The organism is Peribacillus muralis (assembly GCF_001439925.1).
Lineage (GTDB): Bacteria > Bacillota > Bacilli > Bacillales > DSM-1321 > Peribacillus > Peribacillus muralis.
The window spans coordinates 324,417-337,025 of sequence record NZ_LMBV01000004.1 but is presented as its reverse complement, the minus strand read 5'-3'; the positions used below and the strand labels follow the sequence as shown (position 1 = coordinate 337,025).

The following is a 12,609-nucleotide window of genomic DNA, read 5'->3' as shown; positions in this document are numbered from 1 at the left end:
GTCAGTTTTAAATATTTTAATGGGTTCAGTGATTTCAAATAAAAAAGGCGGGAACTAAATGAATATGCTAACGTGTGATTTAAATCGATTTAGTGACGTACCATTGTACGAACAGCTCTATTCACATATTAAAAAAGAAATAATCGAGGGCCGGCTTCCTTTTGGTACAAAATTGCCTTCCAAACGGAAATTAGCCGAATTCCTGCAGATTAGCCAGAATACCGTCGAGACTGCATACGAGCAGTTGACTGCTGAGGGATACGTTGAGGTCATCCCAAGAAAGGGATATTATATTCAAACTTTCGAGGACTTAGAGTATACGCAGACAAAGCCTGTTGCGCTCGAACCATTTAAAGTTAAAGAAGGCGATGTGCAGTATCATTTTCACCCAAGCCAAATTGATACAGAGAACTTTCCTTTTGAGAAATGGCGAAAATATATGAAAAATAAAATAGATATGTCTCGCCAAGAGCTTCTATTACTCGGCGATTCTCAAGGGGAATATGAATTGCGCTGTGAAATAGCTCATTATTTGTATCATGCCCGTGGGGTTCAATGTGTTCCGGAACAAATCATCATTGGCGCCGGAATGGAGATTTTATTGCAGCAGCTCGTACTGCTTTTCGCCAAAAATACCATTTACGGCGTGGAAGACCCAGGTTATCACCTAATCCTGCGTATTTTACGCAGCTATCCAAATGAAGTGCTTCCTCTAGAAATAGATGAAGAAGGGGTAAAGGTTAACCCGATAGAAAATTCCAACATCGATGTCGTCTATGTCACCCCGTCCCATCACTTCCCCTATGGAACGATTTTATCTGTTAATAGACGAACACGATTATTAAATTGGGCGCAAGGCGGAGAAAATCGCTATATTATCGAGGATGATTATGATAGTGAATTTCGTTATAGTGGAAAAACGATTCCGTCCTTACAAAGTATGGATGCTGGCGAAAAGGTGATTTACTTGGGATCATTTTCGAAATCATTGATGCCCTCCATTCGAATCAGTTATATGGTACTTCCCGCCCCCTTGTTAAAAAAGCATCAGCAAGAACTATCCTTTTACCATTCAACCGTTTCAAGAATTGATCAGCATGTACTGACACAGTTCATGAAGGAAGGAGATTTCGAAAAGCATTTAAATCGGATGAGGAAAGTGTACCGTCGCAAGCTGGACAAAGTGATGGATTTGCTTAAACCTTATAAAGATATATCCATCATTGGTGAACGCTCAGGACTACATATCGTGTTAATCGTGAAAAACGGCATGGACGAACAAACACTCATCCAAAAGGCCACTGAAAAGCAAATTAAAATTTATGGCCTATCCGCGTATTCGATTGAAAAGATGGAAGAGTATCCGCCAACGATCATATTGGGCTTTGCAGGCATCCCTGAAGCTGAATTGGAAAAGTCGATTCATCTTTTATTGATGTCGTGGGGTTTATAAAGAAACAGAAGTTCACTATCTTGAAGCATAAAAAAATTTCGCGGACGGTCGATTTATGCTTAGCACAGGTCGAATTATACGCAGTCTAGGTCGAAATTACTCCCTGAACGGTTCAATTATGCGCGGGCTGAGTACAGCTGGGACGTTCTTTAAATAAAAATACTGTAGACAAACTCGATTTTCTCGGAGTTTGTCTACAGTTTGGTAATTTCACTATTGTGGTTTTTTTAACTTTGAGATAAATATTGTTCCATCATGTCTTTTGGCACCATGCTCCCGCCTGTCGCCCAGATAATATGCGTGGATTGGTTCATTTTATCCAGAAGTTTTTGATCTTCAAGATATTTTCGCCCTGTTGGATGGGACATAAGTTGTACGGGGCCATTTGCTCCGGCGAGGGCGGATGGCTCTAAATAATACCCTTCCGTCTCAGCCATTTTTCGAAGCAACTCAAACAATCGCTTATCTTCTATGGTATAGCTGCCGCTTAACATGGAGGTCATTAACCTGGAAACTAAGCGAGACGGCCTTCCGACGGCGAGTCCATCCGCTTCCGTTTTATTATCGATTCCGAATTCCTGTACCGAGGCCTCGTCATGAAGACCTGTCAGCAATCCTATTGTCATGCATGGCGAATGTGTCGGCTCTGCAAAAAAGCAATGAACATGTTCGCCAAATGCTAGCTTGAGACCATAAGTGATGCCTCCGGGACCCCCTCCGACTCCGCAAGGCAGATATACAAACAAAGGATGGTCTTTATCAACAACAACTGAGCGCTCTCTCAATTGATTCTGCAGGCGCTCTGCAGCCGTCGCGTAACCGAGAAACAAGTCGATCGAATCTTCATCATCAATAAAATGGCAATTAGGATCAAGAGAGGCTTCCAGGCGGCCTTCTTCGACAGCCCTACTGTAATCATCATTATATTCCTTTACAACGACACCGAGATTTGTTAGCTTATCCTTTTTCCACTGCTTCGCATCTCCTGACATATGTACGGTAACCCGGAAGCCCAGCTTTGCACTAATGATGCCTATGCTCAAACCTAAATTCCCGGTTGAACCGACAGCGATTGAGTAGGTTGAGAATAACTTCTTGTATGTATCGCTTGCGAGGATTCCATAATCGTCCGTTTGCTTTAACCCACCATGCTTCATGGCAATATCCTCTGCCCGCTTCAAGACTTCATAGATGCCTCCGCGGGCCTTGATGGATCCAGATATGGGCAAATGACTATCGCATTTAAGCAGAAGCTTCCCAGGCAATTGAACATCATAGGATTTTTCCATGTTTTTTTGCATGGAGGGAATCTCCACTAGTGGAGACTCAATAATCCCTTGCATTGGCCGGGTTTCAGGAAATGCCTCGACAATATAATTTGCGAATCTATCCAATCTGTTTTTTGCCGAGTTAACCTGATTATATTGGACGATCGTATCATCCAACTCAGTACCGTAATCTGGATTGATCCAGAACACTTCATCAAGTTGTATTAGATTATTAAGTAATCGATGCTTTTGCTGCCACTCCAATAACGATAAACCTGCGATTGTTTGCATACCAAAACAGTCCCTTCCAGCTATAAGTATCCGCATTCATCCTCTACCAACATCTATTTCCGTTAGCCGCTTTCCTGTTTTATCAAAAGGTTAAATGGACTTTCAACATCCCTCTCACACTATTGGTAAACCATATTTCCTCAGCCATGGTCAAATCATCCTTTGAAATTACCCTTTCCTTAATGATGTTCCTCGTGATTAAGTCCTGACGAAAGGTGCCTGCAAGAAGCCCTGCTTTGATCGGAGGGGTAAAAAGATCACCCTTGATCTTCACCACTACGTTTCCGTTCGTGAATTCCGTAATGAAGCCTTCTTCATTCCAAAGCAGTACGTCAAAGAAGTCAGGATTATTGGCTTGAAATTTTTCATATACTTCCCGATTGGTCGTCTTATGATAAAGAAATGGATTTCCGCTTGCTATCGGACTTTCCGCCAATTTGACTTGGATGGGAATTTTTGAATCAAAGGGCTTGATTGCTTGACCGGAAACTTCAAAGACTCCCTTTTCATTAAGCAGGACCCGTACTTTTTGCATCCCCGGATGTGACTCGGCATGTTTTAGGAGCTTGTTTCTAAGATTATCTTCAGGAAAAGGGAATCCAAAATAAACCGCAGATCGTTTCATCCGCTCGATATGCTCATTCAAAAAATCGTACTCGCCATCATCGAGCTTCATCGATTCCAAAAGCTTATAGGCAGGACGTTCCACCGACAATAGTTTGGCCTTTAAAAAAGCTTCGTCATATTCTTCCGTCAATTCGGAGTCCCACGTGATTCCCCCGCCCACTCCATATTCTGCTTTACCTGTTTCCGCTTCAATCACTACGGTTCGGATCGGCACATTAAAAACCGCTTCGGAATCCGGTGTGATATACCCAATTGCACCACAATATACCCCGCGCGGTGAGTTTTCGATTTCGGAGATGATTTCCATCGTTTTAATTTTAGGTGCCCCCGTTATGGACCCACAAGGGAAAAGCGCCTTGAATATATCAATAATCGTTGTGTCTGGCTTCGTATTGGCTGTTATGGTGGAGGTCATTTGCCAAACCGTTGGGTATTTCTCGATTTCCTTAAGTTGCGGCACGTGTACGCTTCCTTGCTCGGCAATCATTCCAAGATCATTCCGAAGCAAGTCAACGATCATATAGTTTTCCGCCTGATTTTTTTCTGAAGCTGCTAACCAGGCAGCGTTTTCCTGATCCTTTTTCAGTGTCAATCCCCGCTTTACCGTTCCTTTCATCGGACGTGTAATAAGCTGTCCATCCTGCCAACGGAAAAATAACTCGGGGGAGGCTGAGAGGATTCGATGCGTTCCTACGTTCAAATATGCACTATAATTCGATTGTTGTGCTCTCTTTAAGCGATCGAAGAAAGCGAGGTCGTCTCCTTCGAACATGGATTGTAAACGCATCGTATAATTCACCTGATACGTATTGCCCTGCTCAATTTCTGATTTAATCTTTTCAAAGCCAGCATGATAGAATTCGGCATTTTTTTCTGCCTTCCAATCAACCAATTGGAAAGCTCCAGAAGATTTTTCCGATAATTCTCCCGGCTTCTCAAAAATACCGAACCATAACAGGGGCATCGTGCCGCCATCTTTTACTAGAAAAGAGCTTTCAAAAGCAGGTGCTGCTTCGTAGGTTACATAACCTGCTGCATAATACCCTTGATCGATCGCTTCCTGGACTTTTTGAAATTGAGGAAGCACTTCCTCGATGCTATGGGCGCTATAGACTTTTATCGGGTTGGTGAAAGATAGCGGCCTGCTGTCACCTTGTTTATCAGTAAAGTGAAATAAAAGGGATAAGTCTTGGTTCATTCTTTTCTCCTGCCTTTTGTTAATGGGTCAATCGGTATGTATTTGATAAAAAAGCTTGCAGATACTTAATCTGCAAGCTCATTCGCATAGGCACTTATTTCATTCCAGTAACTTCTGCAATGATTTCAAAGGAACGAAGGCGTGCATCCTGATCATAAACGGCGGAGTTAATGATCATTTCATCCGCTTGGGTCTCATCTAGAAATTTTTGCAACTGTTCTTTTACTTCTTCCGGATTCCCTATGATGGAGGCATTTAGCTGTTTCATGACAATGCTTTTTTCATATTCTGTCCACACGCCTTCCATCGTATCAACTGGAGGAGCAAGTTGTCCAGGAGTATTCCGGATCAAATTCAAAAACTGTTGTTGATAAGAAGTAGCAATCCTGTTTGCTTCTTCCGTCGTATCAGCGGCAAACACATTGATCCCTACCATCACATACGGTTTTTCAAGAACCTCCGATGGTTTAAAATTATTGCGGTAACGGGCTAAAGCCGGTTGAGTGTTCTCCGGGGAAAAATGGCTTGCAAAGGAAAATGGCAGCCCCAGCTGTGCTGATAATGCAGCACTGAAACCACTTGAGCCAAGCAGCCAAATCGGGATATCCTGTCCTTCACCAGGGATGGCCCGAACCCGATTATGTTTTGAATCCGCATCTAAATAACTCCGGAGTTGTGCTAGTTGTTCAGGGAAATCCTGTCCATTATTACGTTCAGCACCCCTTAGAGCCATGGCGGTAAATTGATCGCTTCCCGGAGCACGTCCCAACCCCAAATCTATTCGGCCGGGATACATTGCTTCCAATGTCCCGAATTGTTCCGCGATAACGAGTGGGGCATGATTCGGCAGCATGATTCCACCAGAACCGACCCGGATTCTTTCTGTCTTTCCAGCAACATGGCCGATAAGCACGGATGTTGCAGAGCTAGCTATACCAGGCATGCTATGATGTTCAGCAAGCCAAAAGCGTTTGTAATTCAATTGCTCCGCATGCTTAGCCAATCTGACTGTATTTTTAAATGCTCCGGAAACTGTACCACCCTCAACGATCGAAGCAAGGTCCAGAACGGAATAAGAAATGTCACTCAGTTTTTTTTCATGTAAATCGGCATTCATATCTTCAACTTCTTTCTCTCAATTATGATTAATTGGACGCAAAGTCATCATATAGAAAATGCAGAAAAAATGCACACAAAATGCTCGAAGCGTATTATCCATCTAGTAGCTCCTTGGCAATCAAGCGATACGAATTCAGCTTGTCCATCAACTTGTGGGTGATGGTCATGATCATGATTTCATCTGCTTGATAATTCTCCTGAATCTCCAAGAGGCGTTGCTTCACCTGAGAAGGTGAGCCAATGATCATTTTTTTATGATTCATCCCGAGCAATTCTTTTTCTTTTTCATTCCACATATGTGTTCTTACCTCTTCCATACTTGGAACCTTTTTCTTTTCTCCATATCCACTTTGAATGTGCCAAAGCGTATTGCTAAGGGCGATTTCCTTTGCATACTCCTCTGTTTCCGCACAAATGACCGCAACTGTAACAATCGTTTTTGGTGCCTTCAGTTCCCCTTTCATTTGGAACTGTTCCCGGTATTTCTGAAGGCTCTCCACTCCATCATTTTCACTCATGAATTCACCAAATGCGTAGGCAGTACCATTCTCTGCAGCAAGCATTGCGCTTTTTCCGCTTGTTCCCAATATCCACGGTTCCGGTTGGATGCTTGGAATCGGAGCAGCAGAAATCTTTGAGAATAGATGGTCTTTCGGAAAATCGTCTCTAAGGAAACTCAATAATTCTTTTATACGTTCCGGCATTTTGTATACATTCTGCAGAAAATCATCATTTAATGCCATCGTTGCCTCAGCTGATCCACCGGGAGCACGGCCTATACCAAGATCGATTCGACCTGGAAAAAGAGCGGCAAGCATATTATAGGTTTCCGCTACCCGATACGGTTTATAATGCGGTAGCAGCACTGCTCCGGACCCAATTCTAATATTCTTCGTTTGGGCACCGACATAGCTTATCAGGACCTCCGGGACCGAGCAGGCCAAACCAGCCAAGTCATGATGTTCAGTAAACCAGATGCGATGATATCCAAGCATGTCTGCTGCTTGTGCAAGCTGCAGTGAAGCCTGCAAAGCTTCTTGAGCGGTCTGACCCGATGCAATCGGGGATTGATCTAGTATGCTCAGCTTCATTTTCTTCCCTCACTTCTAGTCTCTAGACTTTCATCTCTTCATGGTAAACCTAACCTTGTCGGAAGTCGCCTATAAAGCTTGTTCCATTCGTATTTAGTTTGCAGCCCTTAGCCGAAAATATTAGAAGTACATGAAAATTTGAGAGTTATCGATCAATATATATTCTGACGAGGTCGTTGTTTAAATACAATTATAGTAAATTATTTTATTTAACTGTTATTCTAGCGGGGTTATTTATGGAAGATAACTTTAATTAAACGGTATCTCTGTTTGTTTTTTATGAGATCATACGTAAAAAAGGGATTGGAATTGAAGAATTCCGAACCCCTTTTTTCTACAAAGCCACCCGAATGTTTGGCGGATTTTTCATTCATTTTTTTTGAATTGAAAAAGTAATTCATCAGCCATCATTTCCGACTCCAAGCGAGCTGCCACATATGGAGGCTGAACACGATCGTTGGACTCAACGGGCAACCCTAGCCAGACAATTCGTTTATCGATGATAAAAAAAGCAAAGGAAACGGGTAAACAAACAAACTGATCTGAGATGATTTCAGGATTTCTTTTTGCTGATATGATCGTCAAGTTCACTTTTGGGTTTCGCTTGAGCAAGTGCTGCTGCCATTCTAACGGCAAACTCGTCATATCCGGTACAGCCATGATTACCTCTCGTTTGGCGGTTTGGATATCTTCTAAAAAATCACCCAATTTACGTGCATGCAACCATCGTAACTTCGGATGCTGGTGATTGACCCATGTCCCAATGTCTTTCTTGGTTACAAGCTGATCATTTTGTGTTTGATGGTCGACAAGCTGACGAAGTGTCTTGCTACGGTATACATGTTTGTTGACGAATGACGTATCACATACATGAACGAATTTTCCTTTCGTCCTGGTTATCGCCACATTAATGAGCCTTTCACTTTCTCTTCCCGTCAACAACATCCCAGCCCGGTTTTGTGGGTAACTGTCAACTGTATCGAAGATCATCATATCTCGTTCACTACCCTGAAAACGATGTACAGTTGCAGCGATGATATCAGCCGTTTGCCTTTCTTCAGCATATAAATCGTCCAATAATTTTCCCATCATGTCTGCCTGAGCACGATAGGGCGCAACATAACCGATAGACCTTGCCCCACCGACATAAGCTTCATGAATCAGTTGAAACGATAAAAGCAGCTGCCAAAGATTCATTCTTGAGTGGGAAGTACGTTCGGTCATGCAATATTCCCCTGACGAGCTTGTATCGACAAGCACTGCGGCTTTATTGGCGAACGGTTCTGCCTGCATGATTTCCTCCCTGCTGGTCGCTACACTTTCATGATCACCAACGAAGTTGTTATAGACGACTCGATTCGTAAAGGCTGAAATATCCGGATGCATCCTGCGCTGTTCTTTCAATAAGAACAAATGAGGGTGAAGTTCCCCCTCCTCGACTGATTGAGCGACACCGGCACGATGAAAGATGTCTTCCTTCAGCCAAAGCTTCACGAGTGAATCACGAGCTGCCGCAATGGGCGGCAATTGTTTGAAATCACCGCAAACGATAATATGCTTGGACAATGCTGCCGCAAAAGCCACTTGCGGTACGTATGCCATGCTCGCCTCATCCAAAATGACCAGGTCGTATTCCTTTTGATAAATCGTTTCGTCATTTGCAGCCTTAGCCAGGGTCGTTCCAATGATTTTTGCTTCTTTTACGAATTGGACTTCCTTTTGCCGGATTTTTTCCAAGACTTTTGCCAATTTCTTCTCCAACTCGAGTAATTGATCTGTATCCCTTCTGCTGAAAGAACCGGCCAAGTCGTATTTTAGTAACCGCTTCTCTTCCGATAGCTGCTCTTTTTCTTGCACTAATAACGGCTCATGCTTACCTAACAATTGCCCCGTAACGATATCCTCATGACTAGACAGCGTTTCCCCGATTTGAGAACCATACCTAAGAACATCGCCTTCCTTGAAACGTTCTTTCTTTTTTATGAATGAAGAAATTTCGGCCATCATAACATCGACAGCTTGGTTGCTATGTGACAAGACCAGTACTTTTTTTTCTTGAAGATAATGATTGGCAACGGTTCGTGCCAATGTATAGGTCTTGCCTGTACCAGGTGGTCCCCAAACAAAAGTGACAGGATTGAACTTCGATCGTGCATACAATTCTTTGACGCTGCTTTGCTTTTCGATTTGGGGATGTTTTGGCAGCATGGACGGATCCATCAGCCTCTTGATCCGGAGCCTTTTCTTTTTGCTTCTCTTGATTTCATCCAAGCGGATAATCAATTGCTCAAGCAATTCCCAAGGATCATGGTATAAAAACGCTTCGCCGATCATATCGCCTAACGAGCGTTCAAAGACGATGATGATACTTTTCCCTTCCGATGAGAGGATTCTTCCATCCTGTTTGATTCCTCCCCATTCCAGTCGGACGACGGAACCGACAGGGATTTTTATCGATGCGCCTGTTTCGAAATAATAGCTAAAAGAACCATCACTATTGAGCAGATGGCCATTTGATACGAGGTATTTAGTGCTGCCGAATTTTTTCAAATGCAGAATTTCCAGCTGTAGTGCCTGCTGCCATTCTTTTATATAATTTACTGTCGAATTCATTTTTTCACTTTCCTCACAAAATATGCCGTTGATAAAAGAAACTGGCCGATTGGATCGGCCCTGATGTATAGGATACCCTAACTTGCTTTGACATTTTTTCGCACAGGTCAATGTTTCTTTCATATAAAATAAGGCCCAATCAAAAGATTGGGCCTCTCATATGCCAAAACTAACTATAGCATTTTTTTAGCACATATACCATGGGCTCTTTTGGAAGAAATGGCTTAGATTAGCCCTCTGTCAGCTCCGTAAATTGTTCAACCAATTCACTGAAGATCCTCATCGCATTTTCTATTGGTTCCGGTTTGGTTAAATCGACCCCTGTCTTCTTAAGAAGCTCTAGTGGAAAATCGGAACTACCGCTCTTCAGGAAAGTCAAATACGTTTCAAGTGTTTTTTCATCACCTGAAAGGATTCTATCCGCTATCGTAATGGCGGAAACATAACCTGTAGCATATTTATACACATAAAACGGGCGATAAAAATGGGGGATACGTGACCATCCAAATTTTACTTCTTCATCAAACATTATTTCTTCGCCATTATAGGTGCGGAAAATCGTTTCATACGCTGTATTAAAAACCTCGGCATTGAGCGGTTCATCATTTTCAGCTTTTTCATGGACAATTCTTTCAAATTCCGCGAACATCACTTGTGTGAAGAATGTTCCCTTGAAACTGTCAATGAAATGGTTATATAAATGCTTTTTCTTTTGCACGTCTTCTGTAGTCTTGATTAAATGGCGAATCAACAGGATTTCATTCACTGTCGAAGCGACCTCTGCTACAAAGATGGAGTAGCCTGCCGTTATTTGCGGCTGATATTTCGAGCTAAAGTAGGAATGCATCCCATGCCCAGATTCATGGGCTAAGGTGAATACGCTGTCTAAATCATCTCGGTGATTTAATAAAATGAATGGATGCACACCATAAAGACCTAAATTATACGCTCCCGAACGTTTACCAGGCGTTTCCCTGACGTCTATATACCTTTTTTCCTTAAAGGTTTTCAGGATGGAAACATACTCTTCACCAAGGGGCTTCAATGCCTCCACCATCAAGGCGAATCCTTCATCATACGAAATCACCTCTTTAGCACCTTCGACCAATGGGACACTTAAATCGTAGGCACGCAATTCTTCGACACCTAGCAGCTTCTTTCTTAAATGAATATATTTGTGCATCGGGCCGATATTTTGCTTAGTAGACATAATCAAATTATCATATACCTCCTTCGGCACTTGATCACCGAATAAGGATTTTTCCAAAGCAGACGGATAGTTTCTTAGTTTGGAGAGGTTGACATTGTTTTTGATTGCTGTGGAAAGTGTAAAGGCAATCGTATTTTTCAGCTGTAAGTATGGTTGATAATGAGCGATATACGCTTCTTTCCTTTTTTCACGGTCATCATCTTCAATTAATTTGGCATACATCCCCCGGGTAAGCTCCACTTTTTCTCCGTCTTCATTCGTGACCTCTCCAAATTTAATATCAGCGTTGTTAATCATGCCAAATGTTTTTTGCGGTGCTGAAAAGGCTTCACCGATTTGGGAGAGGACCTCCTCTTGCTCTTTCGCTAGCACGTGCTCTTTATAGCGATATGAATCAAGTAAATCTTCTTCAAAATATGTTAAACCCTCGACCTCTTTTATGTACCCCTTTAATGTTTGCTCCTCGAGGCTTAAAAGAAATGGCATGAAAAAAGCGGTTGCGTTACTGATTTTTTGCCCTAGCTGTCCTGCTCGATCGAGTAATGCCTGTGAGGATGTAACCCGTGTATCTAAATCCGCATGCAGCATGGCATAGACATAAAGCTTGTTATAAATGTAACCAAGCTCCTCGCTTAAACGTAAATACTCAAATAATCGTTGAGCGGACTGAATTTGCCCATCAAACGTTTTTAATTGTTCTGTCATCTTCAAGACTTCTTGATAATCTTTTTCCCAACTTGCCTGATCGTCAAAAATATCATTCAAATTCCATTTTTCTTCTTCTTTGATTTCATCACGTGATTTAAATGACTCCATACCGGCACTTCCTTTCATGCTTATAGGCTTCCCTCTTATTATAAGCGACTTTCTGAAAAATCTGCATAAAAAAACCAGTATGCTAAAAAACATACCGGCTTTCTCATTTGTTCGATTAAAATTTCGCTGCAGTTTCAGCCACTTTTGCCAATCCATTAGCTATAATATCCTGAGTTTGATCTGGATATTGATTATGTCCCTGAATGATTACCGTTTCCAGGTCCGTAATGCCCCATAAATTCAAATTCATCGTTACGTATTTCTCGGCCATTTCACCAGCGTTCATTTGCGGCAAGGCATAATCCGAGCCACGCGCATTAAGCAATGCCACTTTTTTACCTCCAGCAAGACCTACTGGGCCTTCAGCTGTATACTTGAATGTTGTACCTGCTTGAGCAAGATAAGAAATATACGTGATCAGCGGAGCAGGAACGGTAGCATTCCATAATGGGAAGGCAAAAACCACTTTGTCAGCAGCTAGGAATTGATTCAAATATTGTTGGACGATATCAGCAATCTTCACTTCTTCTTCCGTCAGTTCCATACCTTGGCTCCGTTTATATAGCGCAGTGATCGCTGTATTGCCGTAATAAGGTAAGTTCAGCTTAAATAAATCCAGCTCAGTAATCTCATCGTTACTGTTCGCTTCCTTGTATGTGTTCAAAAACGTTTCATACATCTTCACGCTTATAGCTTGTTCTGCTGGACGGTCGTTCGATTTAACAAATAACACTTTAGACATTGTCATTTCCCCCAAAAGTTTGTTTTGCTGCTAATATTGTCAACCCATATATCTCGAATTAACTGCAATTGCTACTTTCACATTATAAGACTGGAAAAGTAATAGTGCAAGAAATTTGTTTTGAACCACAATGATTGTCCTTCAACCCTTTTTCTTTCAAAAAAAATGAGAGCCAATTGGC

Annotated in this window: 8 protein-coding genes; 1 reads left to right on the top strand and 7 read right to left on the bottom strand. The window is 42.2% G+C overall.

From position 1 onward, the window contains the following. Window positions 1–58 precede the first annotated feature (58 nt). Window positions 59–1,453 carry a MocR-like pyridoxine biosynthesis transcription factor PdxR gene (gene pdxR, locus ASU00_RS08080; RefSeq protein WP_057912927.1) on the top strand — a complete coding sequence of 465 codons (1,395 nt, stop codon included), beginning with the start codon at window positions 59–61 and terminating at the stop codon, window positions 1,451–1,453. Window positions 1,454–1,680: 227 nt separating this feature from the next. Here pdxR and ASU00_RS08075 read toward each other — a convergent pair whose 3' ends face one another. The 7 genes from ASU00_RS08075 to ASU00_RS08045 form a co-directional block, all read right to left on the bottom strand. Beyond that, window positions 1,681–3,012 carry a D-serine ammonia-lyase gene (locus ASU00_RS08075; protein WP_057912926.1) on the bottom strand — a complete coding sequence of 444 codons (1,332 nt, stop codon included), beginning with the start codon at window positions 3,010–3,012 and terminating at the stop codon, window positions 1,681–1,683. Between the two features lie 82 nt (window positions 3,013–3,094). After that, window positions 3,095–4,837 carry an aminodeoxychorismate synthase component I gene (gene pabB, locus ASU00_RS08070; RefSeq protein WP_057912925.1) on the bottom strand — a complete coding sequence of 581 codons (1,743 nt, stop codon included), beginning with the start codon at window positions 4,835–4,837 and terminating at the stop codon, window positions 3,095–3,097. 94 nt (window positions 4,838–4,931) lie between these two features. After that, the gene (locus ASU00_RS08065; RefSeq protein ID WP_057912924.1) at window positions 4,932–5,954 is read right to left on the bottom strand and encodes an LLM class flavin-dependent oxidoreductase; all 1,023 of its coding nucleotides are present in this window, start codon (window positions 5,952–5,954) and stop codon (window positions 4,932–4,934) included. Window positions 5,955–6,048: 94 nt separating this feature from the next. Then, the gene (locus tag ASU00_RS08060) at window positions 6,049–7,047 is read right to left on the bottom strand and encodes an LLM class flavin-dependent oxidoreductase (protein ID WP_057912923.1); all 999 of its coding nucleotides are present in this window, start codon (window positions 7,045–7,047) and stop codon (window positions 6,049–6,051) included. A gap of 366 nt (window positions 7,048–7,413) precedes the next feature. After that, window positions 7,414–9,660 (bottom strand): AAA domain-containing protein, encoded by a 2,247-nt coding sequence (locus tag ASU00_RS08055; RefSeq protein ID WP_057913020.1) that lies wholly within the window; start codon window positions 9,658–9,660, stop codon window positions 7,414–7,416. A 229-nt stretch (window positions 9,661–9,889) separates the two neighbouring features. Beyond that, window positions 9,890–11,686, bottom strand: coding sequence for an oligoendopeptidase F (gene pepF, locus ASU00_RS08050; RefSeq protein ID WP_057913019.1), 1,797 nt, complete (start codon window positions 11,684–11,686; stop codon window positions 9,890–9,892). A 115-nt stretch (window positions 11,687–11,801) separates the two neighbouring features. Continuing rightward, complete coding sequence (locus ASU00_RS08045; protein ID WP_057912922.1) at window positions 11,802–12,434, bottom strand: FMN-dependent NADH-azoreductase; 633 nt, start codon at window positions 12,432–12,434, stop codon at window positions 11,802–11,804. Window positions 12,435–12,609: the final 175 nt, after the last annotated feature.

What these genes read in the sequence shown, in the direction of transcription:
- pdxR (WP_057912927.1), top strand. Translation starts at nt 59, where the DNA reads ATGAATATGCTAACGTGTGATTTAAATCGATTTAGTGACGTACCATTG.
- ASU00_RS08075 (WP_057912926.1), bottom strand. Translation starts at nt 3,012, where the DNA reads ATGCAAACAATCGCAGGTTTATCGTTATTGGAGTGGCAGCAAAAGCAT.
- pabB (WP_057912925.1), bottom strand. Translation starts at nt 4,837, where the DNA reads ATGAACCAAGACTTATCCCTTTTATTTCACTTTACTGATAAACAAGGT.
- ASU00_RS08065 (WP_057912924.1), bottom strand. Translation starts at nt 5,954, where the DNA reads ATGAATGCCGATTTACATGAAAAAAAACTGAGTGACATTTCTTATTCC.
- ASU00_RS08060 (WP_057912923.1), bottom strand. Translation starts at nt 7,047, where the DNA reads ATGAAGCTGAGCATACTAGATCAATCCCCGATTGCATCGGGTCAGACC.
- ASU00_RS08055 (WP_057913020.1), bottom strand. Translation starts at nt 9,660, where the DNA reads ATGAATTCGACAGTAAATTATATAAAAGAATGGCAGCAGGCACTACAG.
- pepF (WP_057913019.1), bottom strand. Translation starts at nt 11,686, where the DNA reads ATGGAGTCATTTAAATCACGTGATGAAATCAAAGAAGAAGAAAAATGG.
- ASU00_RS08045 (WP_057912922.1), bottom strand. Translation starts at nt 12,434, where the DNA reads ATGACAATGTCTAAAGTGTTATTTGTTAAATCGAACGACCGTCCAGCA.